Source organism: Mycolicibacter sp. MU0083 (genome assembly GCF_963378075.1).
Lineage (GTDB): Bacteria > Actinomycetota > Actinomycetes > Mycobacteriales > Mycobacteriaceae > Mycobacterium > Mycobacterium kokjensenii.
The window spans coordinates 503,092-527,536 of record NZ_OY726394.1; the positions used below are offsets into that span (position 1 = coordinate 503,092).

Below are 24,445 nucleotides of genomic sequence, written 5' to 3' on the forward strand. Positions count from 1 at the left end.
GAGCACAACTTGCTGGGCGTGATCGGCGGTAGCGGTTTCTACTCGTTCTTCGGTGACGACGCGCGCCGCGTCAGTTGTGATACCCCCTACGGAGCGCCGAGCGCCGAGATCACCGTCGGCACCGTCGGCGGCCACGAAGTCGCGTTTCTGCCGCGGCACGGCGCAGCGCACGAGTACTCGGCGCACACCGTGCCCTACCGGGCCAACATGTGGGCGCTGCGGTCGCTGGGCGTGCGCCGGATACTCGCGCCCTGCGCGGTCGGCAGCCTGACGCCCGACCTGCCGCCGGGCTCGGTGGTGGTGCCCGATCAGCTGGTCGACCGCACCCGCGGACGCGTCGACACCTACTTCGACGACGGCGGGGTGCACGTGGAGTTCGCCGACCCGTACTGCCCGACGCTGCGGACCGCGGTGACCACGCTGCCCGACGTCGTCGACGGGGCGACCATGGTGGTCATTCAGGGACCGCGGTTCTCCACCCGCGCCGAAAGCCAATGGTTCGCCGCCGCGGGATTCCGGCTGGTCAACATGACCGGCTATCCCGAGTCGGTGCTCGCGCGGGAACTGGAAATGTGTTACGCGGCAATAGCTCTGGTCACCGACCTGGATGCCGGGGTGGACGTCGGCAGTGGCGTGAAGGTCGTCGACGTGTTCGAAGAGTTCCAGAAGAACATCGAACCGTTCAAGAAGCTGGTGCAGCAGGCCATCGAGCAGGTCGACGAAGAGCGCACCTGCAGGCACTGCCTGCCGCACGAGGGCATTCAGTTGCCGTTCGAGCTGCCCTGAATCGGTTCGCCGCCGCCGGTCGGTGTCTCGGAGCCGCGATAGATCTTCGGGCCGTCGACCGGTGATTCGGGCGCGGAGGCCCGCGGTCGGATGATCCGGGGCGTGCCGCGCTTTCCCGGCCGGGGCCGGTCACCGGCCGGTACCGCATGGCGTCCGGCGACGATCGCGATCACGGTGCCGCACAGGGCGAGACCGCACAGCACCACATCGAACGTGCTGGTGATCTGCTGGGCGAGTCCGTTGCCGTACACCGGGTTCGACGCCGCCGCGAGCCGCTGGGCGTCCGGGAGTCGGGGCGCGAGTCCGGCGCCCACCACGACCCGGGCGATGGTGAAACCGAGCAGGGCCGCGCTCACCGACCAGATGGCGGCCGTGGGCAGTGCGCGGTTGCCCAGGTTGATCCGCAGCCACAGTGCGATCACCGCGGTCACCACGTCGAACGCGGTCATGGCCGCGACGTCGTAGGGCGAATAGGGCAGCTCCAAACCGGCGGCGACGCCCAGATCGGTGATCCGCATGACTGCCGAGCCCAGCGCCCAGATCGCGATGAGCAGCAACGTGTTCCGGGTGGCCGCCAGCCAGGTCGCCGCCGAGGCGTCGCGCGCCGCCGCCACCGCGAACAGTGCCGCGGCGGCCACCCACACCAGGTAGCCCTCGAAGCCGACCCCCGCGGTGGAGGTGTTCTGGGCGATGCCGTGGAACCCGTCGACGACCCGGCCCACCGGCAGCAGCCAGATCAGCGTCCCGGCGGCCAGGGTGGTGCCACCGAGCAGGACCACGGCCAGCTGAGCGGCCCTGTCGCGCTGCAGAATCCAGCGTGTGCCGACCAACACGGCGACCCATGGCACCGCCCCGTAGACCACGGAGGCCACGATGATCGCGAGGTGCTGCCCGCCGAAGCCGTCCGGGGACTGCGCATCCGGCAGGGCGTAGCTCACCCGCCAGTACAGATTGAACAGCACACTCGCGGTGGCGCCGATGATCGCGGCATAGCCGAGTACCCGAATCGTGCGCTGCCACAGCCGAACCGGTCCCGCGAGCACCGGCTGGGCGGCAAGCAGCGCGCCGGCGACACCCACCCACGCGCCGGGTCCCACGCCGCCGGGCGGTCGGGGGGTGCCGCCGTAACGGACGGTCTGCACCACGTCGGCGGCCACCACCCCGAGTACCGCCACCAGATACGGCACGCTCAACAGCAGTCGCAGCCGGTCGGCGACGGCCGGATCGCCGCCGGGCCGCAGGATTCCCCACGGTCCGACATACGTCGCCGCCAGCGCCCCGAGCGCGAGCACCGTCACCGCGGCCACCGCGGCCAACAGAGCGGGTGAGCTGTCGGGGATGCCCACACCGAGGTGCAGACTCCACGGCAGAGCCGGCGCCGCACACAGCAATACCGCCGCGGTCGCATCGCGGCCGATATTCCAGCTCTTGGTCGACTCGCCGATCACCTGCTCACCATAACCGCGGGCGGGGTGCAGGCCACTGATCTGCGGAAATCTGTCCACCCCGATGTCGGAAAGGGCGGCTAGACTGGCTAATCGACTGGCCGCGGAAGGAGTTGCGCAATGGATGTCGCGCTCGGGGTGTCGGTGACCGGCGCCCTCGCCCGCCTGGCGCTGGTCGAATCGGATGCCTACGGTGACGCGGTACTCGACGAGTCACTGCTGGATCTGACGCAGAACCCGGTCGAATTGCTGGCCGAGACGGTGACCGGCACCCAGCGTGCCCTGGCGGAACAGGGCCACCGGCTGGCAGCCACCCGGCTGTGCTGGCCGGACCCGGTCTTGCTGACACAGCTGCGGCAGGCACTGGCCGACGCCGGCATCGAGAACGTCTCCGAGCACCCCACGGCGCGATCGGCGGTGGCGTTGGCGCGAAACTCCGCGGATTCCGACGGCCAGACCGCCGCCTGGATACCGGATCCGGTGATCGATGCCACGACGGCGGCGCCGGCGCTGTCGGATTCCGCTGTGCCGGACGGTTCGGCGACCGAACTGACGCCGGCCGTTGAGACCGGGCAGCCCGAACCGCAGTTGGCGTACTCGATGACCGACGACGACTCCGAACTACTGCCGGTGGAGTACGCCGACAGCTATGAGGACTACGGCGACCACCCGGACTATCCGAGCTACGACGCCGACGACGCCTATGACCCCTACGACGCCGAATACGGTGACGGCGGTGCGGGCGAGTACGACGAGCTGGAGGCTCCGCCGCCGATCGGGCGGGCGTTGCTGATCGGCAGCTCGGTCGGCGGGATTCTGGTGGCCGGGTGTGCCGCGCTCGCGGTGGCGGTGACGGTGGGTATCCGCCCGACCGCCGCGGTCACCCAGTCGCAGCCGCCGGTGGTGGTCGAGGACCTGCCGGCTCAGCCGGTACCCGGAAACTTCATCCCGGTACTGCCGGCACCGAAACCGGTGCCGAAGCCCGCGCCGATCCCGATTCCGTCGGCCCCGGACCCTGTTGTAGCACCGGTCAGTCCGGCGCCACCGGTGGTGGTGGCTCCGCCGCCGGTCGCGCCGCCCCCCGCGCCGGAACCGCCGGCGATGATTCCGATCCCCATCCCGCTGCCGATCTTCCCCGGCCTCGGCGGTGGTGGCGGCTGGCGACCCGGCGCCGGAAGCGACAGTGGCGGAGGGGAATCGGCTCGGGCGGTGGCGGGCATACCGGCAGCAATCCCTCCGGTGGGCGCGGGGAGACCAGCGGCGGCTCCGAATCCGGGAGCGGACGCGACGCCGGTAGCGATGCCGGATCCGGTGGAAAGGGTTCGACCGGCAGTGGCTCCGGGAGCGGATCGAACAGCGACGGTTCGGGTTCCGGTGGCGATCACTCCGGTTCCGACGACGCCGGTGCCGGCGGGTCGGGCGGCGGTGACGCCGGTGGTGGCAAGTCCGGTGGTAGTGATACCGGTGGCAGCCCTTCCGGCGGACAGGATTCCGGTGACAGTTCTTCCGGGGGAAGCGATTCCAGCGGTTCCGGCTCCGGATCCGGCAGCGGTACCGGTGACGACGGTAGCGCCGGGGGACCCGGGGGAGGAACCACCGGAACCGATGGCGGCTCGACCGGTTCCGGAGGTGGGCAGTCCGGCGGGAACTCGAGTGGGTCGGGCTCCGGCGCGGGCGGCAGCGGCGGCAGCGGTTCGGGCGGCTCGGGCGAATCAGGTTCGGGCAGCGGCGGATCGGGCGATACCTCGGGCGGGTCCGGTTCCACCGGCTCGGGATCGTCCGGTGGCAGCAGTGGCAGCAGCTCAAGCGGTGGCAGTGGTAGCAGCAGCGGCTCGAGTGGTGGCTCCAGCAGTGGGAGTTCGGGCTCCGGTACCTCCGGTTCGTCGGGTGGCTCCAGCAGCGGGAGCGGGAGCGGGAGCTCGAGCGGTGGATCTGCCGGTTCATCGAGTGGCTCCAGCAGCGGCGGAAGTTCGGGCTCCGGTTCCTCGGGTTCGTCGGGTGGTTCCAGCAGTAGCGGCGGTGGGAGTTCCAGCGGTGGCTCCGCCGGCGGGGGGAGCAGCTCGGGCGGAAGTTCAGGTGGTAGCTCGGGTGGCAGCTCCGGTGGTAGCTCGGGCGGAAGTTCAGGCGGTAGCTCCGGCGGAAGTTCTGGTGGAAGTTCAGGCGGCGGTTCGGGCGGTTCGTCCGGTGGCGGCGATTGAGCCACCCGATGCGCTGACCATCATCAGCGCGTGAACCTGCGCACCAACGCCTTTCGGTCCAGCTTGCCGATCCCGCGCCGGGGTAGTTCGGCTACAACGTGCAACTCGCGGGGCGCTGCAGTGGCATCCAAGGCGGCGACGACATGGGCGCGCAACGCCTCCAGCGTCGGCGTCGTCGCCCCGGCCGCGACCACCGCCGCAACCACCCGCTGCCCCAGCCGATCGTCGGCAACGCCGAACACCGCGCAGTCGGCCACCGTGGGGTGAGTCGCCAGCGCGGCCTCCACCGGCCCGGGCAGCACGGTCAGTCCACCGGTGCTGATCGCGTCGTCGACCCGGCCGAGCACGGCCAACACACCCGCATCATCAAGGGTGCCAACATCATCGGTCTGAAACCAGCCCGCTTCGGCGAAGGGATCGGGAATCACGGGATTGCGGTACCCGCGTGCCAGCGTCGGGCCGCCGAGCGCGATCCGCCCGTCGGCGCCGATGCGCACCCCGACTCCCGGCAGCGGCAACCCGTCATAGACGCAACCGCCGGCGGTCTCGCTCATGCCGTAGGTGCGCACCACGTGGATGCCGTTGGCGGCGGCCGCAGCCAGAATCGGTTGCGGTGCCGGACCGCCGCCCAGCAGCACCGCGTCCAGTTCCGCCAGCGCCGCGGCGGCCGCCGGCGCATTTAGCGCCTTGGCCAACTGGGTGGCGACCAGTGCGGTATAGCGCCGCCCGGATCCCAGTGCCGCCACCGCGGCGGGCAATGCCGAGACGTCGAAACCTGCGGTGACGTCGAGCTGTACCGGAGTCTGGCCGGCGACCAGACTTCTTACCAGGACCTGGATTCCGGCGATATGGTGCGCCGGCAGCGCCAACAGCCAACGGCCCGGCCCGCCCAACCGCTCATGGGTGGCGCTAGCGCTGGCGGTCAGTGCGGCTCCGGTCAACAACGCGCCCTTGGGAGTCGCGGTGGTCCCCGACGTCGTCACCACCAGGGCAATGTCGTCGTCGATGGATTCCTCGACGCGCAACGCGGCCAGGGTCGCGGGAGCGGTGTCGGACCCCACCGGGGTGAATGCGTCGTCGTCGCCGTCGAGCACGCCCTGCAGGGCGGGCAACAGCGTGGGCAGTGCATCCCCGGTCGGCACGGCCAACGCGCGCAGGCGTGCTATGGGCTTCCTCCGTTGGTGGGGGCGTCGTCGAGCAGCCAACCCTTGGCCGCCAAGCGCTCTCGTACCCGCGCGACGTCCTCGGGGGCGGGCAGTTCATTGGTCAGCCGGGCGATCATCACGCCGATGTCGATGCGGTCGAATTCGCCACGCCCGATCAATTCGCGTGCGACATCTTTGACTTCGTCGTTGGTCAAGCGCCGGGACAGCAGCGCCAACAGGGGGATGTAGTCGTTCTGCGGCACACCGTCGGGGTACCCGGCGCGCAGCCAGGCAACGATCGAGGTGAGAAATTTGTTCATACTGTGTCAACTTCTCCGCGTCGTCAACACCGGAACCAACAGGTCAGCCGCAATATTACGGGCAATCACGATTCGACGCCTCTCGTCGTCCGCTTCGATGACGTGCCGTGCCGGTGCGGCGCGGGCGAAGACAAACGGAGAAGCCGTGGCCGTTGATCACGACTCTGGTCAACGGACACGGCTCCGAAATCACTGCGCGGGCTGTGGAAGTCGCATGGCGACATGGCCGAAACGGGTTAGGAGTGCTTGGCTCCGAGCAGGTACAGACCCAGATGATGTCCGAGGAAATCGCGGGCGATGAACAGCACGCCGATGATCGCCACGGTCAGCACCAGCAGGAAGATCGCCCAGCTCAGCGTGAGCAGCAGGGGCCGACGCGCCGCCGTGGCGTCACCGGCGGACGCGGGGACGTCGTTGGCCGCCACATTGACTCGCACGCCGAACGCGAACAGTGCCGGCAACATACCGCCGACCAGCAGCCCGAACACCAGGATTTTCAGGGTGGCGTCGAAGTTGAACCACTGGCTCATGAGCGGATCGCCTCACGTGAGTTGGGGTCGGCGTCGATGGCCGTGCGGAGGGTGTTCTCCACTTCGCGTCCGGACTCCTCGGGCTGCACGCCCGGGGCGGAGAGGCCGCCGGTGAGGCTGCCCTCCCATTCGGCGTTGACGTTGTTGTGGTCGATGCGCGCCCGGCGCGACCGCAGCCAGATCGCCAGGATCGACAGGATCAGCAGCAACACTCCGATGGTGATGCCCGGGTAACCGCCGATGCCGTGCACCAGGCCGTAGGCGCCCGAGCCCACTCCGCCGGCCATCGGCAGCGTCACCAGCCAGGCGGCCGCCATCCGTCCGGCGACGCCCCAGCGCACCTGGGCGCCCGGCTTTCCGACGCCGCTGCCCAGCACCGACCCGGTGGCGACCTGGGTGGTCGACAGCGAGTAACCGAAGTGGCTGGACAGCAGGATGACCGAGGCGGCGGCCGACTCGGCGGCCATGCCCTGCGGCGATTTGATCTCGACGAGGCCCTTGCCCAGGGTGCGGATGATCCGCCACCCGCCGGTGTAGGTACCGGCGGCCATGGCCAGCGCACAGCTGACGATCACCCACAGCGGCGGCATCGTCTCCGACGTGCTCACCGCGCCGTAGGACATCAGCGCCAGGAAGATCACGCCCATGGTCTTCTGCGCGTCGTTGGTGCCGTGGGCCAGCGAGACCAGGGCCGCCGAGCCGATCTGCCCGTGCCGGAACACCGACTCGGACTTCTTCTCGTCGACGCCGCGGGTGATGCGGTAGACCAGCCAGGTGCCGACCGAGGCGATGATGGTGGCGATCAGGGTGGCGACCACCGCCGGGACCAGCACCTTGGAGACCACCCCGTTCCAGATCACCCCGTGGCCGCCGACCGCGGCGATCATCGCCCCCACGATGCCGCCGATCAGGGCGTGCGAGGAACTGGACGGGATACCGAGTAGCCAGGTCAGCAGGTTCCACACGATGGCACCGACCAGACCGGCGAAGACGATCTCAAGGGTCACCAGGTTGGCGTCCACCAGGCCCTTGGCGATCGTCGCGGCCACCGCCGTCGACAGGAAGGCGCCGATCAGGTTCAGGCAGGCCGACATCGTGACCGCGGCCTTCGGCTTGAGCGCGCCGCTGGCGATCGAGGTCGCCATGGCGTTGCCGGTGTCGTGGAATCCATTGGTGAAGTCGAAGGCCAAAGCCGTGACGACCACAATGATCAGGAGGAGCAGTTCGAGGCTCACGGGAACATCACGGGATAGATTCTGCGGTTTCGCCGAGGCCGTTGTCTAACGATTGTGCAGGCGAAACGTTGATGTACGTCGAGACGTTTCGAAGTGTTCTCCCGCAGTTAACCTCAGGGATCCCGTCGGGTATCGCGGCGCAGCGGGTGGTCTTCAGGAACCTCTACGAAGATCAACGTGATCCCGTCAGGATCGGTGACGTGCATCTCGTGCAGCCCCCACGGTTCGCGGCGGGCCGGCCGGGCGATCGGCACGCCGCGGCCCTGCAATTCGGCCTGGGTGGCCGCGACGTCGCGCACCTGCAGCCACAGGGCCCCGCAGAAGTTCGCCGCAGCGTGATCGGGGTTACCGTGCGCGGCTAGTTCGATCAGTGACTGGCCGGCGTAGAACACCGTCCCGGCGCCGTAGTCGCGGGCGATGGCCAGCCCGATCTCGTCCCGGTAGAACCGCAGTGAGCGCTGGTAGTCGGCGGGGCGGAGCAGGACACGGCTGGCTAGAACCTCCACGAGCTCTCCATGACTCCGTGTCTATCACGTGGGGCTCGGTTAGGAACCGCGCTTCATCACCGCGGTGACCCAGCCCGGCGCCACCACATCGAGGGCCCGGGCGCTGACCGCGATCCGCGGGGCGATGCGCACCGGACGACTGCGCGCCGCGGTGATCATCCACTCGGCGGCCTCGGCGGCGCTCAGTGCCGGACGGTTCTCGAACGCCTTGGTGGGAGCGATCATCGGGGTGGCCACCAGCGGGTAGTACAGCGCCGTGGCACGCACGCCCTTACCGGACCACTCGGTCTCGATGACCCGGCTGATCGACGACAGGGCGGTCTTGGAGGCGTTGTACACCCCGAACAGCGGGGTGGCCTCGGTCATCACGCCCCAGGTGGCGACGTTGATGATGTGCCCGTCGCCGCGCTCCAGCATGCCCGGGGCGATCGCCCGGATCAGCCGCAACGGCGAGTAGTAGTTCAGGGTCATGGTCCGCTCGACGTCGTGCCAGCGGTCCAGGGACTCGGCCAGCGGTCGGCGGATGGACCGGCCGGCGTTGTTGACCAGGATGTCCACCCCGCCCAGGCGTTGCTGGACGTCGGCGGCCAGTGCGTCGATGGCGTCCAGGTCGGACAGGTCGCAGGGGATCGCCAGGGCTTCGCCGCCGGCCGCGGTGATACGGGCCACCACCTCGTCGAGCAGGTCCTTGCGGCGCGCCACCGCGACCACGGTGGCGCCCTCGGCGGCGAATCGCTCGGCGGCGGCCTCGCCGATGCCCGACGAGGCGCCGGTGAGCAGCACCCGCTTGCCGCGCAGGTCGACCGGCTTGGCCAGCGGCCGGTACGCCAGCAGTTGGGGTGCGACGGGCGGGCGCATGCTGGTCAGGACGACCGCCTCGGTGAGGCGGCGCAGGGGGCTCTTGCTCATGGTTCGCCAGTCTATTGGGCGCGGAGCCTTCGCCCGTTGGAGCCCTTTTGCCTCGCCGAACGTGCAACTGTTGCGAGATTTCAGCGGATTTTTCGCACTGAGTGCGCGCTCGGCGAACGGGCCGCGGATCAGAAGTACCGCGGGTAGCTGCTCCAGTCCGGGTCACGCTTCTCCAGGAACGCATCCCGGCCCTCGACGGCCTCGTCGGTCATGTACGCCAGCCGGGTGGCCTCGCCGGCGAACAGCTGCTGGCCCACCAGCCCGTCGTCGAGCAGGTTGAACGCGAACTTCAACATCCGTTGCGCCTGCGGCGATTTGCCGTTGATGGCCGCCGCCCATTCCACCCCGACGGTCTCCAGCTCGGCATGGTCGACGACCTCGTTGACCGCACCCATGTGGTGCATCTGCTCGGCGGTGTAGGTGCGGCCCAGGAAGAAGATCTCCCGGGCGAACTTCTGCCCCACCTGCCGCGCCAGATAGGCCGACCCGTAGCCGCCGTCGAAGCTGCCGACGTCGGCGTCGGTCTGTTTGAATTTCGCGTGCTCGCGGCTGGCCAGGGTCAGGTCGCAGACCACGTGCAGACTGTGGCCGCCGCCGGCCGCCCACCCGTTGACCAGACAGATCACCGGCTTGGGCATGAACCGGATCAGTCGCTGCACCTCCAGGATGTGCAGCCGCCCGGCCCGGGCCACGTCGACGGTGTCCGCGGTCTCCCCGGCGGCGTACTGGTAGCCGCTGCGGCCCCGGATGCGCTGGTCCCCGCCGGAACAGAACGCCCAGCCGCCGTCCTTGGGGGCCGGACCGTTGCCGGTCAGCAGCACCACGCCGACGTCCGGGGACATCCGGGCGTGGTCGAGCGCCCGGTACAGCTCGTCGACGGTGTGCGGCCGGAACGCGTTGCGCACCTCGGGGCGGTTGAACGCCACCCGCACCGTCGCATCGGTGACGTGCCGGTGGTAGGTGATGTCGGTCAGGTCGGCGAAGCCGTCGACCGTGCGCCAGATGCTGGGGTCGAAAGGATTGCTGCTCACGCCTGCGACCGTACCGGGACGGCGGCGTGCGGCCCCCGACTACCCGATAGCGCGGTCGGAGCCCTCCCAGAACCGGGCCCGCACCGCCTTCTTGTCCGGCTTGCCCAGCCCGGTCAGCGGCAGTGCGTCCATCACGATCACCTGCTTGGGCGACTGCACCGAACCCTTGCGCTCCTTGACCGCGGCCTGGATCTCGGCGGTCATCTGTGCGACCGCGTCGGCGTCGCTGGGTGCGTCGGCACGCAGCACCACCACCGCGGTCACCGCCTCGCCCCACTTGTCGTCGGGGGTGCCGACCACGCAGACCTGGGCGATCGACGGGTGCTCGGCGATGACGTCCTCGACCTCGCGCGGGAAGACGTTGAAGCCGCCGGTGACGATCATGTCCTTGACCCGGTCGACGATGAAGTAGAAGCCGTCCTCGTCCTCGCGGGCCATGTCGCCGGTGTGCATCCAGCCGTCTTTGAAGGTCTTGGCGGTCTCCTCCGGCAGGTTCCAGTAGCCACCGGCCAACAGCGGCCCGGCGACACAGATCTCACCGGGTTCGCCCTGCGGGACGGGCTGGCCGTCTTCGCCGAGCAGGGCCACCCGGGCGTACAGCGACGGGCGCCCGCAGGAGGTGAGCCGCTTCTCGTCGTGGTCGCCCTTGGCCAGGTAGGTGATCGCCATCGGCGCTTCGGACTGGCCGTAGTACTGGGCGAAGATCGGGCCGAACCGCTCGATCGCCTCGGCCAGCCGGACCGGGTTGATCGCCGAGGCGCCGTAGTAGACGGTCTGCAGCGACGACAGGTCGCGGGTTCGGGAATCGGGGTGGTCCATCAGGGCGTAGAGCATCGACGGCACCAGCATGGTGGCGGTGATGCGCTGCTCCTCGATGACGCGGAGCACCTCGGCCGGGTCGAACTTGGCCAGCACCACCATCTCGCCGCCCTTGACCAGGGTGGGGGTGAAGAACGCCGCGCCGGCGTGCGACAGCGGTGTGCACATCAGGAACCGTGGGTTGTCCGGCCACTCCCATTCCGCCAGCTGGATCTGCGTCATGGTCGCGATGTTGCCGGTCGTGCCGATCACGCCCTTGGGCTTGCCGGTGGTGCCGCCGGTGTAGGTCAGGCCGTTGATGTGGTTCGGCGGAAGGTCGGCGACGACCAGCGGCTTGGGCTCGTGCTTGGCCGCCTCGGCCGCCAGGTCGACCGCGACGTCGGCCAGCGCCTCGGGCACCGGGCCGATGGTGAGGATCTTCTTGAGCGTCGGCACCTTCTCCAGCAGCCCCAGGGCGCGTTCGGTGAACGCCGGGGTGGGGTCGATGATCAGTGCGCTGGCTTCGGCGTCGGTGAGCACGTAGGCGTGGTCGTCGAGCGAGCCGAGCGGGTGCAGGGAGGTGCGCCGGTAGCCCTGGGTCTGGTTGGCGCCGAGGATCATCAGCACCTCGGGGCGGTTCAGCGACAGCAGGCCGGCGGTGACGCCCGCCCCGGCGCCCAGCGCCTCGAACGCCTGGACGTACTGGCTGACCCGTTCGGCCATCTGGCCGCCGGTCAGTGTGGTGTCGCCGAGGAACAGCACGGGCCGGTTCTTGTGCCGTTTGAGGGAACCCACCAGCAGGTGGCCGTTGTGGCTAGGGTTTCGCAGCGCCAGTTGCTCGTCCATCCCGTCAGACTAGAACGTGTTGCAATTCCGTGTGGCCTTGGCCTCCGAATCCAGGCAGCGCCATACGACGCCGTGTCACCCGGCGACGCGGGCCCGGGCCGCGTCCAGCAATTCCTCGACGGCCTCGCGCAGGCACTGCTCGTAGAACTCGGGGTCGGGCAGGGCGGTCCGGTCGGCGGTGAAGCAGAACGTCACCCGGTTGCCGTAGCTGCCGATGCCGTTGTTGAGACCCATCCCGTCGAGCACCGGGCCCAGGCCGGTGGTGTCGACCATCTGCGCACCGCAGAAATACATCGGCGTCAGCGGCCCGGGGACGTTGCTGACCAGGGTGTGGGCGGCCACCGTGCGTCCCCGCCGGCTCAGGGTCCGCACCAGGGCCCGCTGCACGGTGCCCATCAGCCCGCCGAGGGCCTCCTCGGACATCGCGATCAGCGACCGGACGGGGTTGGCGCCGGATTCCTTGACGTGCGCGGTCGACGTCACGATGCGCGCCAGCCGGGCCAGCGGGTCGGCTTCGTCGGTCGCCATCGTGATGGGCGCCACCGAGTACTCGTTGCCACTGGTCCCGGTGCTGGTCTCGGCGCCGGCGTGGCCGCTGGCACGGGTGGTGGTCGGCCGGATCGAGATCGGCATCATCGCCACCATCGCGTCGTCGGGCAGTTCGTCCTTGTCCAGCAGGTAGCGGCGGATGGCGCCGCCGACGATCGCCAGGCCGATGTCGTTGATCTTGGCCTCCGGCAGCGCGGTGCGGATCTCCTTGAGCACGTCCAGCGTCGTGTAGGCGGTGCCGAAGACCCGGTGCGGCGACACCACCTGGTTGAAGCGGGTCGCCTTCGGCAGCGACGCCGGCGAGGTGACGTCGGGATCGCGGTTGTCCGACACCAGGGTGGGCACCTGAAGCACCACCTTGCCGACCTGGCCCAGCACCTCGAAGGGCCGGATGACGCCGTGCTGCGCGGCCCGGCTCAGCAGATCCAGATCGGACGGGACGGGGTCGGGTTCCCAGTGGTACCCCTCGGGCGGCGGTGGGGGTGCCCCGTCGGGTTCGTGGGTGTGGATCGCGGTGAGGATCTCCGCGCCGGCGACGCCGTCGATGGCGGCGTGGTGGATGCGCAGGAACACCGCGAAGGCGCCGTCGGGCAGTTGCTCGACGCCGTCGAGCCCGTCGATCAGGTACAGCTCCCACGGCGGCCGGGTCAGGTCCAGCGGCCGGGCGTGGATCCGGGCGATCTGGGTGCACAGCTGCCGCCAGCTGCCCGGCCGGGGCAGCGCGATGTGCCGGACGTGGTACTCCAGGTCGAAGTCGCCGTCGCGGATCCACCAGGGCCGATCGGCGCCGAACGGTACATGCACCAGCCGTTCGCGGAAGCTCTCGGCGACGTGCAGGCGCGCCCGGACGTATTCGAGGGCCTCCTCGTAGCCGACCGGCTTGCCGCCGCGGGTGGCCGGGTCGTAGATGCCGACGATGCCGATGGTGTTGTGCGCGGTCGCGGTGTCCAGCGACACCATCGTCCAATCAGCGCTGGACAGTTGGCGCATCGGTCCTCCTCACGTTCGGCACGGCGAGTGTTGCAGTCCGTCGGCGGCCAGCACCGACGCGATGTGGTCGTCGTAGTCGGGTCCGCGCCACGCGGTGACGTGGCCGCGCGGACGCCAGCTGATCGACGGCTCGCCCCAGTGCCGCCAGAGCGCGACCGCACCGCGCGGCGGCGCGATCCGATCCACCCGGCCGGCCACGATGTGGCGCCGCGGGTGGGGGACCAGGCACGGTGCGGCCAGCGGCGAGACCACCAGATGCGCCAGCGCCGCCCGGTAGTCGTGCACCCGCCGGTGCAGGCGGCGTTTGGCCGGCGTGACCGGCAACGCGTCGCGCATCGAGGCGGCCAGGTCGCCGGTCGGCACCACCGCGATCAGGCTGGCCAGGTCACCGTCGAGGGTGGACAGCAGGTTGGCGACGTAGGAGCCCAGCGACACCCCGAGCAGGCCCACCGCGGGCGCCCGCTGCTCGTCGCGCAGCCACGCCAGCAGCCGGCGGACATCCCACACCGCCTGGGTGAGCCCCAGCACGTTGTTGGTCGCGAACACATTGGAGGCGAACTGCCGCGGCGGCGAGAACCCGCAGGACCGCGGGCCGTGCAGCGGCAACACCGGCAACGCGACGTTGATCCCGAGTTCTTCGTGCAGGCGGCGCACCCGCAGCATCTTCACGTCGCCCGGGCGCCCCATGCCCTGGCCGTGCACGGCCACCAGCCACGGCCGCGGGGTGCCGCGGTGACGCAGCAGCCGGACCGGTACCCGCTCGTTGGCGTGCAGCGACAGCCAGCGCCGGGCGCCGGGCTCGCCGGCCTCGGGACGCCAGTCGCTGTCGAACCAGGCGACCTCGACCCCCGGCGCCCGGTCCGGGGCCAGGGTGATCCGCACGTCGTCGGGGGCCGCGGGGGTGCGGTGCCGGCCTGCCGGGTCGTCGAGCCAGCCGGCGTCGCGGTAGTAGCGCACTGCGGCATCGAGTTCGGCGGACGCCGCCGCGTAGTCCGCCGGTGAGCCGAGCGAGGACAACAGCGGTATCGGGGCGGCGACCAGCGCATCGAGGGTGGCGGCCATGCCCAGGCCGATCGAGGGCCTCATCGCCGGTGCCCGCCGCCGCCGGGGGTCCGCGGCCGTGCCGCGCCCCGGTGAAAGGGTTCTGCGCCCTGCCGCATGGTCTGAGAACCTACAGCTATGTCGAACTCCTCGCTGCCGGATCTGCTGGAGCGCCTGCATGTGGTCGCGCTGCCGATGCGGGTCCGGTTTCGCGGCATCACGGTGCGGGAAGTGGCGCTGATCGACGGCCCGGCGGGCTGGGGCGAGTTCGGCGCGTTCGCCGAGTACGCGCCACCGGAGGCCGCCCATTGGCTGGCCGCCGCCGTCGAGGGCGCCTACCGGCCGCCGCCCCCGGCGCGCCGCGACCGGATTCCGATCAACGCGACCGTGCCCGCCGTCGACGCCGCCCGGGTGCCCGAGGTACTGGCCCGGTTCCCCGGCGCCCGCACCGCCAAGGTCAAAGTCGCCGAACCCGGCCAGGCCCTGGCCGACGACGTCGCCCGGGTGGCGGCGGTACGCGCGCTGGTCCCCACCGTGCGGGTCGACGCCAACGGCGGCTGGAGTGTCGAGGAAGCCGTGCGGGCCAACACCGCGTTGACCGCCGGCGGCCCGCTGGAATACCTCGAACAGCCCTGCGCCACCGTCGCCGAACTCGCCGCGCTGCGCCGCCGGATCGACACCCCGATCGCCGCCGACGAGAGCATCCGCAAGGCCGACGACCCGCTGGCCATCGCGAACGCCGGCGCGGCCGACATCGCCGTCCTCAAAGTCGCACCGCTGGGCGGTGTTTCGGCACTGCTGTCGATCGCCGACCAGATCGGCATGCCGGTGGTGATCTCCAGCGCCATCGACTCCGCGATCGGGATCGCCGCCGGTCTGCACGCCGCCGCCGCCCTGCCGGACCTGCAGCACGCCTGCGGGCTGGGCACCGGATCGCTGTTCGTCGAGGACGTCACCGAACCGGTGCGGCACGACGACGGCTACCTGCCGGTGGCGCCGGTGGTCCCGGACCCGGCCCGGCTGCAGGCGCTGGCCGCGGCCCCGGAACGACGCCAGTGGTGGATCGACCGGATCCGGGCGTGCTACCCGCTGCTACCGCGGCAGCGTTAGAAACCGGGCAGCCGGGCGTCGATACCGTTGGCGATGGTGACGGCCTCGTCGCTGACGTAGAGCTTGCAGGCCAGCACGTCGATCGCCACATTGTTGGTCACCCGCAGTGCCCGCTGGCACGACCAGCCGGCGCTGTCGTCCTGATGCTGGGTCATCCACACCGTGGAGTCGACGTCGGCGACCCGGTCGAACGTCCAGGGTGTGTCGGAGTAGCCGTCGTTGATGGTGGCGAAAGTCCTTTCGCCGCAAGGGTTCCAGCGACCGGCCGTCGTCTCGAAGAAGTTCCGGGCCGCATCGCGGGTGGGGAACGCGGTGGCCGCCTGGATCACGAAATGGTCCTGGGCGGTCTCGGTCAGGCTCTGGGAGATGGTCGCCGACCAGTCGGTGCCGGCGTACACCGACTTCTCCACCGGCATCCAGGCCGGCATGCAGTCCGCGTCGGGGAATTGCGGGCCGACGTCGAACATCCGCGACCGGGAGTCTTTGACCCGCATCGCCGGCGAGCCCATGATGTCGCCGACGGTGGTGGCCTCCAACAGCAGATCCGGCAGCATCGAGGCCGGTACCGGCCGCGGCCCGTCGTGGTCGGCGGGGACCGCCAGGCCCGCGGTCACCCGCGCACAGCCCGTCGGCACGGCGCAGGCCAACACCAGCGCACACACCCATCCGACGTGTCGTGCCCGCATCACCGTCCCCCAGCTGCGCAGTTGCGATCCTGACACCATAGGGCGTCCAGCGGTCGCGTACCTTCACTCTGGTGACCAACCTCGCTTACGACGACCGTAATCAGGATGGGGAGCCGGTGCTGTTCATCGCCGGGCGCGGTGGAGCCGGCCGCGGCTGGCACCTGCACCAGGTCCGCGAGTTCCAGCTCGCCCGCTACCGCCCGATCACCTTCGACAATCGCGGTATCGGCGCCACCGAGAACGCCTCGGGCTTCACCACCGAGACCATGGTGGCCGACACCGCGGCGCTCATCGAATCGCTCGACGCCGGCCCGGTCCGCATCGTCGCGGTGTCGATGGGATCGTTCATCGCCCAGGAACTGATGCTGGCCCGGCCCGACCTGGTGAAATCCGCGGTGCTGATGGCCACCCGCGGCCGCCACGACCGGGCCCGCGACTTCTTCTACTCCGCGGAGGTCAAGCTCGCCGAGGCCGGGGTCGAGCTGCCCGCCGAATATGAAGCCAAAGTGCGCCTGCTGGAAAGTTTTTCACCCAAGACGCTCAGTGACGACGCGGCGATCAAGGACTGGATCGCGATGTTCACCATGTGGCCGGTCAAGAACACACCCGGATTGCGCTGCCAACTCGACGTGGCGCCGCTGACCAACCGGCTGCCGGCCTACGCCAACATCACCCAGCCGGTGCTGGTGATCGGTTTCGCCGACGACGTCGTCACCCCGGCCCATCTGAGCCGCGAGGTCGCCGACGCCATCCCGGGGGCGCGCTACCTGGAGATTCCCGACGCCGGGCACCTCGGGTTCATCGAGAAGCCCGACGAGGTCAACAAGGCCGCGCTGGAATTCCTCACCGAGATCGACGGCAAGCCGTTCCGGTGGGCGCCGCTGCCCGCCGGGCACGACTAACCTGGTGCCGATGACCAACCCCTCGACGGCACAGGCGCGCATCGTCGTCGACGAGCTGATCCGCGGCGGTGTCCGCGACGTGGTGCTGTGCCCGGGATCGCGGAACGCGCCGCTGGCGTTCGCACTGCACGACGCCGATCAGGCCGGCCGACTGCGTCTGCACGTGCGCATCGACGAACGCACCGCCGGGTATCTGGCGATCGGGCTGGCGGTCAGTGCGGGCGCACCGGTCTGTGTGGCGATGACGTCGGGGACCGCGGTGGCCAACCTGGGGCCCGCGGTGGTCGAGGCCAACTATGCGCGGGTGCCGCTGATCGTGCTGTCGGCCAACCGGCCCTACGAGCTGCTGGGCACCGGCGCCAACCAGACCATGGAGCAGCTCGGGTACTTCGGTACCCAGGTGCGGGCCACCATCAGTTTGGGGCTGGCCGAGGACGCGCCGGAGCGGATGGCCGCCCTCAACGCCACCTGGCGGTCGGCGGTTTGTCGAGTGCTGGTGGCCGCCACCGGTTCTCGCACCGCCAATGCCGGTCCGGTGCAGTTCGACATCCCGCTGCGTGAGCCGCTGGTGCCCGACGCCGGCGCGGACGGCTCGCCGGTGCCGGCCGGCCGCCCGGACGGCCGGCCCTGGACACTGACCCCGCCGGTCACCTTCGATCAGCCGCTGGAGATCGACCTGACACCGGACACCGTGGTGATCGCCGGGCACGGTGCCGGGGTCCACCCGAACCTGGCCGCGCTGCCCACGGTGGCCGAACCCACCGCCCCGGCGCCGGCGAATCCGCTGCACCCGCTGGCGCTGCCGCTGCTGCGCCCGCAGCAGGTGATCATGGCCGGCCGGCCCACCCTGCACCGGCCGGTCTCGGCGCTGCTGGCCGACCCGACGGTGCCGGTCTACGCGTTGACCACCGGGCCGCGCTGGCCGGACGTGTCGGGCAACTCGCAGGCCACCGGCACCCGCGCGGTGGTCTCCGGAGCACCGGATGCGGCCTGGCTGCGCCGCTGTGCCGAACTCAACGCGCATGCGAACGCCGCGGTGCGCTCGCAGTTGGCCACGCACGCCCACACCACCGGTCTGCACGTGGCCGCCGCCGTCGTCGACGCGCTGCGCCCCGGCGACCAGCTGGTGTTGGGGGCGTCGAACCCGGTGCGCGACGCCGCGCTGGTGGGTCTCGGCGGCGCAAACGACGCCGGGGGTGTGACGGTGCGCTCCAATCGGGGCGTGGCCGGCATCGACGGCACGGTGTCCACCGCGATCGGTGCCGCGCTGGCCCACGAGGCGCGCAACCCCGAGGCCCGCACCGTCGCACTGATCGGGGACCTGACCTTCGTCCACGACAGCTCCGGGTTGCTGATCGGGCCCACCGAACCGCGACCGCGGCAGTTGACCATCGTGGTCTCCAACGACAACGGCGGCGGCATCTTCGAGCTGCTCGAACAGGGCGATCCGCGGTTCCACGACGTCTCGTCGCGGATCTTCGGCACCCCGCACGACGTCGACATCGCCGCACTGTGCCGCGCCTACCACGTCGACTTCCAGCAGGTTGAGGCCGACGACCTGCCGGACGCGCTCGCCGAATCCGCCGGCGGGGTACGGGTGCTGGAGGTCAAAGCCGACCGCACCTCGCTGCGCAGCCTGCACGCCGCGATCAAGGCCGCCCTGTGAGACTGCCCGATCTGCGATCCAGCCGGGTCGTGCAGGCGCTGAAACCATTGCTGCGCAGCCTGATCCACGGCAACGGTGAGCTGCCCCGAGACTCGGTGGCCGGCCGGGTGTTGCGGTGGTCGCGCACCGGCGTGCTGATCCTGGTGGCGGTGGTGACGTTGCAGTCGGTGCTGCTGGTGGCCGGGGCGTGGCGCAACGACCTCACCATCGAACGCAACATGGGGGTGGCCGAGGCGGAGGTGCTCAACGCCGGATTCCGGCGTTCCACCATCGAATTCGTCACGCCCGAACGCATCACCTACCGCCCGGAACTCGGGGTGCTGTATCCATCCGAATTGGCAACCGGCATGCGGATTTACGTCGAGTACGACAAATCCGACCCGGACCTGGTGCGGGTCCAGCACCGCACCGCCGTGCTGGCCGTCATCCCGGCCGGCTCCGTGGCGATGCTCGCCTGGCTGGTCGGGATCGCCGCGCTGGCGGCGATCAATCTGGTCGAACGACGCTGGGGGCGCGACCGGGCTTGCTAGGCTGCGACGAATTTTCGCGCAGCTCGCTTACCGGGTAAGCGGCGGCCCTCAACGATGAGGAGTCCCTTCATGATCCGTCGTGCCGTAGTCCTGGCCGGTCTCGCGGCCTGCGGGGCCGGAATCGCACTCGCGCCCGTCGCCGCGGCAGATCCCTACTACAAGAACTGCACCGCAGCCCGGGAGGCCGGTGCGGCACCGCTCTACGAAGGCGATCCCGGTTACCGAACGGAACTGGACCGCGACGGCGACGGCATCGCCTGCGAACCGAAGCGCTAGCCGCCCGACACCAACCGGTTCAGCCAGCCGGCGTCGTCGGTGTCCACCAGGGTCTTGGAGTTCAGGTCGAACACCGTCGGGGTGCCCGGCCGGTCCGGGTTCGCCGCCACCAGCTGCACCCGGTTGAAGGCGTTCATCGAGGTGGGCTCCACCGCGGGCTGACCGGCCGCGATCCGGTCGACGACATGCGCGGGCAGTCCGCTGTCGCGGGCGGTCGCCGCGATCTCTTCGTTGCTGGGCGCGCCGCCCTTGCGGTACAGGTTGTTCACGAAGCCCTGGTAGGCCACCGCGGAGGTGGCCGGGTCGGCGGCGGACATCAGTGCGTTGCCGACCCGCGCCGAGACGTCGTTGTGGCGGCGGGCGTCTAAGAACGTCATCCACCGGTACGTCACCGCGACTTCCCCGGCGGCCAGTCGCCGGCTCAGCTCACCGCCGGAGTCCGCCTCGAACTTCGCGCACTCCGAGCACTGCGGGTCGCAGAAGATCTCCAGCTGCACCGGGGCGGCGGCCGATCCGGCCAGCACCCCGAAGTGATCGGCGCTGAGCGCCGTGCCCGGTGCTGCGGGGTCGGCGGCCGTCGGGCCCGCCAATCCCACGCCGAAGACCACCAGTGCTACCAATGTGCCCAGCCAAGACCGCATTCCACCAACCCTATCGGAGACGAGTAGCGTCGACCGGGTGAGCCGCGCGAGCCTGGACAAAGACCCCCATGCCGTCGCGTCGATGTTCGACGGCGTCGCCCGTCGCTACGACCTGACGAACACGGTGATGTCGCTGGGCCGCGACCGTGCCTGGCGGCGGGCCACCCGCAAAGCACTCGAACTGCAACCGGGCCAGAAGGTGCTCGACCTGGCCGCGGGCACCGCGGTGTCCACCGTCGAGCTGGCCAAATCCGGCGCCTGGTGCGTGGCCGCGGACTTCTCGGTCGGCATGTTGGCCGCCGGCGCCAAGCGTGACGTGCCCAAGGTCGCCGGGGACGCCACCAAGCTGCCGTTCGCCGACGCGGTGTTCGACGCGGTCACGATCAGCTTCGGGCTGCGCAACGTCGTCGACCACGTGGCCGGCCTGCGGGAGATGGCCCGGGTGACCCGGCCCGGCGGGCGCCTGGTGGTCTGCGAGTTCTCCACCCCGACGCTGCCGGTGTTCGCCACCGTCTACAAGGAGTACCTGATGCGGGCGCTGCCGGCGGTGGCCACCGCGGTGTCGAGCAACCCGGAGGCCTACGTCTACCTGGCCGAATCGATTCGGGCCTGGCCGGATCAGGCTCAGTTGGCCGAGCGGATCACCGCGGCGGGCTGGACCGAGGTGAGCTGGCGCAACCTCACCGGCGGCATCGTCGCCCTGCATTCGGCCCGCAAGCCGCTGGCCTGACGCTTCTACTTCGGCAGCGGCTCGAATCGGAAGACCGCGCAGCGACCGGCGAGTGCCTCGATCTCCTCGGGCGTGCCGTTCGGCGCCAGCCCGGCACGCTTCATGAACCCGACACCGGTCGGCACCTGGGCGTGAAACGCCCGCAGCACCGGCCGGGCGTCGTCGGCGGACAGTTCCACGATCTGCACCCGCTGCGACCGGCGGCCGCGGGTCAGCGTCCCGATTCCGGCGGCGCGTGCATTGCTCGCCCAGTCGGCGCCGGGAAACGCCACCCCGTGCATGCCGCCGTCGTAGCCGAACGGTGTCATCGGGGTGCTGCGCGGCCGGCCGGATTTGCGGCCCGGCACGGTCAGCACGCTGACCGGCCCGGCGGTGACACCGAGCTTCTGCATCGCCAGCATCACCTTGTTGACCGGCTTGAGCCAGCCGGGCAGCTTCCCCGCGGTCATCGCCGTCAGCCCAGGTGCGCCGAGAGCAGCCAGCCCGCGGCCGATTTCCGGCCGCCGGCCTCGTCGCGCAGTGGTTCGCCGCCGAAGCCGGGGAAATCGGCGGGGAACGCCGCGTGCAGCCGAGCCGGCCGGATCTCGTCGATCACCCAGTACTTCGCGACCGCCTCGCGCAGTTCGTCGGCGGTCACCGCGAACGGTGGGCCTTCCGGGATGGCCGCCTTGTCGAAGACCAGCACGAAGTACGACGCCCCCGGTGCGGCGGCGCGCACGATGCAGCGCTGGTAGCCGTCGCGGGCTTCCACCGGGATCGAATGGAACAGCGTGCTGTCGACGATGGTGCCGAAGCGGCCGTCATAGCCGGAGAAGTCGCTGATGTCGGCGACCGCGAAGGTGGCGTTGGCCAGTCCGCGCCGCTCGGCCTCGGCGCGGGCGAGGTCGATGGCGGTGGGGGAGCTGTCCAGGCCCACGGTGGTGTAGCCGCGTTCGGCCAGATGCAGTGAGATGGCGGCTTCGCCGCAGCCGACGTCGAGGACGTCGCCGTGGAATCTGCCCTCTTCGATCAGGGTGGCCAGCTCGGGTTGGGGTTCCCCGATGCTCCACGGTGGTTTGGCGCCCGAACCCAGTTGCTCGGATTCGCCCCGGTAGACGGCGTCGAACTGGAATTCCAATGAATCGCTCATGGACCCGGTTTATCAACGACGCTGATATATGTCAATGGTCTTGATATAGCCGTCTGTGCGGGCGGGCGTAGTCCCGGCCGTCGGCTCGGAGTGTCGGCCGCGCACGCGCACGCTCGCTCAGGAAAAGGAGCTAATGGAACGGGCGGCGGCGGTCGATCAGCCGCGACAGCCGGCCCCCGCCGCGCCAGAGACGTGCGACGAAATCGGCGTCCTCATCGGTGACCAGGTTGCCCATCACCCGCACCGCCACCCGCATCAGCGTCTCCGAGCGCATCCCCAGCGGGCCGGCGGCCGGCAGGAACCGCGGGAAGGTCAACAGCAGCGCCAGGCGGCGCGCCACCGAGAAGCCGCGCGCATAGTGGGTGGCCAGCAACTCCGGCCACGCCTGCGTCAGATCCGCGGAAGACCCTGCGGCGTCCAGCAGGTCGGCGGCCAGCTTCCCGGTCTCCATGCCGTAGTCGATGCCCTCGCCGTTGAGCGGGTTGACGCAGGCCGCCGCGTCGCCGATCAGCATCCAGTTGGGCCCGGCCACACCCGAGACCGCACCGCCCATCGGCAGCAGCGCGCTGGCCGGCGCCCGCACCGGGCCCTCGAAGCCCCACTCCTCGCGGCGCAGGTCGGCGTAGTGCGCCATCAGCGGCCGCAGCGCCACGTCGGCGGGCCGCTTCGTGGTGGCCAGCGCGCCGACGCCGATGTTCACCTCGCCGTTGCCCAGCGGGAAGATCCACCCGTAGCCCGGCAGCACCGTCCCGTCGACCGACCGCAGTTCCAGATGCGAGGTCAGCCACGGCTCGTCGCTGCGTGGTGAGGCCAGATAGCCGCGCGCGGCCACCCCGTAGGCCGTCTCCTGATGCCATTGCCGGCCCAGCTCCCGGCCCAGGGTGGAGCGGGCCCCGTCGGCCACGATCAGCGTCCGGCAGGTCACCGCGGTGCCGTCGGCCAGCGTCACCGAGCGCACCCGGCCGGAGGAATCATGCTCGACGCCGACGGCTTTGACGCCCAACAGCATTCGGGCACCGGATTCTTCGGCGACCTTGCGGATCCGGTCGTCGAGTTCGGTGCGCGGCACCGCACTGCCGGTCGACGGGAACGACGGCCCCGGCCAGGCGATCTCCACCTCGCTGCCGAACCCGGCCATCCGCAGGCCCCGGTGGCGGAGGTGCGCGTCGAGCCACTCGCCGAGGCCCAGCAGCTCGAGCTGTTCGACGGCGCGCGGCGTCAGGCCGTCACCGCAGGTCTTGTCCCGGGGGAACGCGGCCGAATCGATCACCAGCACGTCGCGGCCCGCCCGGGCGGCCCACGCGGCAGCCGCAGACCCGGCCGGTCCGGCCCCCACCACCACCACGTCCGCTTGCGAGCTCACACTGACCAGTATGTTGGAGCCGTGAGGACACCGGCGAGCGTGGTGGCGGGGTTGGACTTCGGCGGCCTGGGGGACCCGGATTTCGCGGGCCGGGTCCGTGACGGCGTCGCCCGCATCGAAGAGCTGATGGACACCGAGCTGCGCGGCGGCGACGGCCTGATGACCGAGGCGGTGACGCACCTGTTCGACGCCGGCGGGAAACGCTTCCGCCCGCTGTTCACGGTGCTGTCCGCCCAGCTGGGTCCGGAGCCCGACGCCTGGCAGGTGACGGTGGCCGGCGCGGTCATCGAGCTGGTGCACCTGGCCACGCTGTATCACGACGACGTGATGGACGAGGCGCAGATCCGGCGTGGTGCGGCCAGCGCCAACGCGCGGTGGGGCAACAACATCGCGATCCTGGCCGGCGACTATCTGTTCGCGACGGCCTCCCGGCTGGTGTCGCGGCTGGGCCCGGACGCGGTGCGGATCATCGCCGAGACCTTCGCCCAGCTGGTGACCGGCCAGATGCGCGAGACCCGCGGTGCGGCCGAGGGTGTGGACTCCATCGAGCACTACCTCAAAGTGGTCTACGAGAAGACCGCGTGCCTGATCGCGGCGTCGGGCCAGTTCGGTGCCACCTTCTCCGGCGCCGACGACGCCCAGATCGAGCGGCTGGCCCGCCTCGGCGGGATCGTGGGCACCGCGTTCCAGATCTCCGACGACATCATCGACATCGACTCCGACCCCGACGAGTCCGGGAAACTGCCCGGCACCGACCTGCGGGAGGGCGTGCACACCCTGCCGGTGCTCTACGCGCTGGCCGAGACCGGCGCCGACGCCGACCGGCTGCGCGAGTTGCTGGCCGGCCCGGTCACCGACGACGCGCTGGTGGCCGAGGCCCTGCGGCTGCTACGGGCGTCGCCCGGGATGGCGAAGGCCAAGGCGACCGTCGCCGACTATGCCGCGCAGGCGCGCGCGGAACTGGCCGAGCTGCCCGACTGTGTCGGCACGGCGGCGTTGGCGAGCCTGGTCGACTACACGGTGAACCGGCACGGGTGACCGCGATTACGGAACCCGGGCGAGCCCTGCGGCGTTAAATGAGCA

At 70.5% G+C, this 24,445-nt stretch carries 25 protein-coding genes; 9 read left to right on the plus strand and 16 right to left on the minus strand.

Features of this window, described 5'->3' with window-relative positions; all coding sequences use genetic code 11:
* Nucleotides 1-9: 9 nt before the first annotated feature.
* Nucleotides 10-786 carry an S-methyl-5'-thioadenosine phosphorylase gene (locus RCP38_RS02380; protein WP_308475372.1) on the plus strand — a complete coding sequence of 259 codons (777 nt, stop codon included), beginning with the start codon at nt 10-12 and terminating at the stop codon, nt 784-786.
* Here RCP38_RS02380 and RCP38_RS02385 read toward each other — a convergent pair.
* Nucleotides 762-2,234 (minus strand): DUF7937 domain-containing protein, encoded by a 1,473-nt coding sequence (locus tag RCP38_RS02385; RefSeq protein ID WP_308475373.1) that lies wholly within the window; start codon nt 2,232-2,234, stop codon nt 762-764. The genes RCP38_RS02380 and RCP38_RS02385 overlap by 25 nt on opposite strands.
* 117 nt (nt 2,235-2,351) lie before the next feature.
* On the opposite strand from RCP38_RS02385, the gene RCP38_RS02390 reads away from it, so the two are divergent.
* The gene (locus RCP38_RS02390; protein WP_308475374.1) at nt 2,352-4,463 is read left to right on the plus strand and encodes a hypothetical protein; all 2,112 of its coding nucleotides are present in this window, start codon (nt 2,352-2,354) and stop codon (nt 4,461-4,463) included.
* Here RCP38_RS02390 and menE read toward each other — a convergent pair.
* The 10 genes from menE to RCP38_RS02440 form a co-directional block, all read right to left on the minus strand.
* On the minus strand, nt 4,453-5,553 hold the full coding sequence (gene menE / locus RCP38_RS02395; protein WP_373692492.1) for an o-succinylbenzoate--CoA ligase: 1,101 nt from the start codon (nt 5,551-5,553) through the stop codon (nt 4,453-4,455). The two genes, RCP38_RS02390 and menE, sit on opposite strands and share 11 nt — an antisense overlap.
* 38 nt (nt 5,554-5,591) lie before the next feature.
* Nucleotides 5,592-5,894: a DUF3349 domain-containing protein gene (locus tag RCP38_RS02400; protein WP_308475375.1), complete on the minus strand. Its 303-nt coding sequence runs from the start codon at nt 5,892-5,894 to the stop codon at nt 5,592-5,594.
* 236 nt (nt 5,895-6,130) lie between these two features.
* Nucleotides 6,131-6,424, minus strand: coding sequence for a hypothetical protein (locus RCP38_RS02405; protein WP_308475376.1), 294 nt, complete (start codon nt 6,422-6,424; stop codon nt 6,131-6,133).
* Nucleotides 6,421-7,659 carry an inorganic phosphate transporter gene (locus RCP38_RS02410; RefSeq protein WP_308475377.1) on the minus strand — a complete coding sequence of 413 codons (1,239 nt, stop codon included), beginning with the start codon at nt 7,657-7,659 and terminating at the stop codon, nt 6,421-6,423. The genes RCP38_RS02405 and RCP38_RS02410 overlap by 4 nt, the downstream gene beginning before the upstream one ends.
* Before the next feature lie 113 nt (nt 7,660-7,772).
* The gene (locus RCP38_RS02415; protein ID WP_308475378.1) at nt 7,773-8,165 is read right to left on the minus strand and encodes a VOC family protein; all 393 of its coding nucleotides are present in this window, start codon (nt 8,163-8,165) and stop codon (nt 7,773-7,775) included.
* Between the two features lie 39 nt (nt 8,166-8,204).
* Nucleotides 8,205-9,074: an SDR family oxidoreductase gene (locus RCP38_RS02420; RefSeq protein WP_308475379.1), complete on the minus strand. Its 870-nt coding sequence runs from the start codon at nt 9,072-9,074 to the stop codon at nt 8,205-8,207.
* 128 nt (nt 9,075-9,202) lie between these two features.
* The gene (locus RCP38_RS02425) at nt 9,203-10,105 is read right to left on the minus strand and encodes a 1,4-dihydroxy-2-naphthoyl-CoA synthase (RefSeq protein WP_308475380.1); all 903 of its coding nucleotides are present in this window, start codon (nt 10,103-10,105) and stop codon (nt 9,203-9,205) included.
* A 39-nt stretch (nt 10,106-10,144) separates the two neighbouring features.
* Nucleotides 10,145-11,749: a fatty-acid--CoA ligase FadD8 gene (gene fadD8, locus RCP38_RS02430; RefSeq protein WP_308475381.1), complete on the minus strand. Its 1,605-nt coding sequence runs from the start codon at nt 11,747-11,749 to the stop codon at nt 10,145-10,147.
* A 75-nt stretch (nt 11,750-11,824) separates the two neighbouring features.
* Nucleotides 11,825-13,288, minus strand: coding sequence for a wax ester/triacylglycerol synthase family O-acyltransferase (locus RCP38_RS02435; RefSeq protein WP_308475382.1), 1,464 nt, complete (start codon nt 13,286-13,288; stop codon nt 11,825-11,827).
* Between the two features lie 9 nt (nt 13,289-13,297).
* Nucleotides 13,298-14,374, minus strand: a complete 1,077-nt coding sequence (locus RCP38_RS02440) for an alpha/beta hydrolase (protein ID WP_308475383.1) — start codon at nt 14,372-14,374, stop codon at nt 13,298-13,300.
* 93 nt (nt 14,375-14,467) lie between these two features.
* Between RCP38_RS02440 and RCP38_RS02445 the strand changes: the two genes are divergently transcribed.
* Nucleotides 14,468-15,439 carry an o-succinylbenzoate synthase gene (locus RCP38_RS02445; RefSeq protein ID WP_308475384.1) on the plus strand — a complete coding sequence of 324 codons (972 nt, stop codon included), beginning with the start codon at nt 14,468-14,470 and terminating at the stop codon, nt 15,437-15,439.
* Here the strand turns inward: RCP38_RS02445 and RCP38_RS02450 are convergent.
* Entirely contained in the window at nt 15,436-16,164 is a 729-nt protein-coding gene (locus RCP38_RS02450) for a sensor domain-containing protein (RefSeq protein ID WP_308475385.1), read from the minus strand. The two genes, RCP38_RS02445 and RCP38_RS02450, sit on opposite strands and share 4 nt — an antisense overlap.
* 32 nt (nt 16,165-16,196) lie before the next feature.
* On the opposite strand from RCP38_RS02450, the gene RCP38_RS02455 reads away from it, so the two are divergent.
* The 4 genes from RCP38_RS02455 (at nt 16,197) to RCP38_RS02470 (ending at nt 19,499) form a co-directional block, all read left to right on the plus strand.
* The gene (locus tag RCP38_RS02455) at nt 16,197-17,027 is read left to right on the plus strand and encodes an alpha/beta fold hydrolase (RefSeq protein WP_308475386.1); all 831 of its coding nucleotides are present in this window, start codon (nt 16,197-16,199) and stop codon (nt 17,025-17,027) included.
* Nucleotides 17,028-17,037: 10 nt separating this feature from the next.
* Nucleotides 17,038-18,693, plus strand: a complete 1,656-nt coding sequence (gene menD / locus RCP38_RS02460; RefSeq protein WP_308475388.1) for a 2-succinyl-5-enolpyruvyl-6-hydroxy-3-cyclohexene-1-carboxylic-acid synthase — start codon at nt 17,038-17,040, stop codon at nt 18,691-18,693.
* 29 nt (nt 18,694-18,722) lie between these two features.
* Nucleotides 18,723-19,223 carry a DUF3592 domain-containing protein gene (locus RCP38_RS02465; protein ID WP_308477030.1) on the plus strand — a complete coding sequence of 167 codons (501 nt, stop codon included), beginning with the start codon at nt 18,723-18,725 and terminating at the stop codon, nt 19,221-19,223.
* A 69-nt stretch (nt 19,224-19,292) separates the two neighbouring features.
* The gene (locus tag RCP38_RS02470) at nt 19,293-19,499 is read left to right on the plus strand and encodes an excalibur calcium-binding domain-containing protein (RefSeq protein WP_308475389.1); all 207 of its coding nucleotides are present in this window, start codon (nt 19,293-19,295) and stop codon (nt 19,497-19,499) included.
* Here RCP38_RS02470 and RCP38_RS02475 read toward each other — a convergent pair.
* Complete coding sequence (locus tag RCP38_RS02475; RefSeq protein WP_308475390.1) at nt 19,496-20,140, minus strand: DsbA family protein; 645 nt, start codon at nt 20,138-20,140, stop codon at nt 19,496-19,498. The two genes, RCP38_RS02470 and RCP38_RS02475, sit on opposite strands and share 4 nt — an antisense overlap.
* 37 nt (nt 20,141-20,177) lie before the next feature.
* Between RCP38_RS02475 and RCP38_RS02480 the strand changes: the two genes are divergently transcribed.
* Complete coding sequence (locus tag RCP38_RS02480; protein WP_308475391.1) at nt 20,178-20,870, plus strand: demethylmenaquinone methyltransferase; 693 nt, start codon at nt 20,178-20,180, stop codon at nt 20,868-20,870.
* 5 nt (nt 20,871-20,875) lie between these two features.
* On the opposite strand, the gene RCP38_RS02485 is transcribed toward RCP38_RS02480, so the two are convergent.
* From RCP38_RS02485 to menJ, 3 genes are all read right to left on the minus strand, one after another.
* A complete protein-coding gene (locus tag RCP38_RS02485; protein WP_308475392.1) occupies nt 20,876-21,319 on the minus strand; it encodes a PNPOx family protein in 444 nt (147 codons plus the stop codon).
* A gap of 5 nt (nt 21,320-21,324) precedes the next feature.
* Complete coding sequence (locus RCP38_RS02490; protein ID WP_308475394.1) at nt 21,325-21,999, minus strand: class I SAM-dependent methyltransferase; 675 nt, start codon at nt 21,997-21,999, stop codon at nt 21,325-21,327.
* A 130-nt stretch (nt 22,000-22,129) separates the two neighbouring features.
* Nucleotides 22,130-23,371 (minus strand): menaquinone reductase, encoded by a 1,242-nt coding sequence (gene menJ, locus RCP38_RS02495; RefSeq protein WP_308477031.1) that lies wholly within the window; start codon nt 23,369-23,371, stop codon nt 22,130-22,132.
* Nucleotides 23,372-23,383: 12 nt separating this feature from the next.
* Between menJ and grcC1 the strand changes: the two genes are divergently transcribed.
* Complete coding sequence (grcC1, locus tag RCP38_RS02500; protein WP_308475396.1) at nt 23,384-24,400, plus strand: nonaprenyl/(2E,6E)-farnesyl/geranylgeranyl diphosphat synthase; 1,017 nt, start codon at nt 23,384-23,386, stop codon at nt 24,398-24,400.
* The last annotated feature ends 45 nt before the right edge of the window (nt 24,401-24,445 follow it).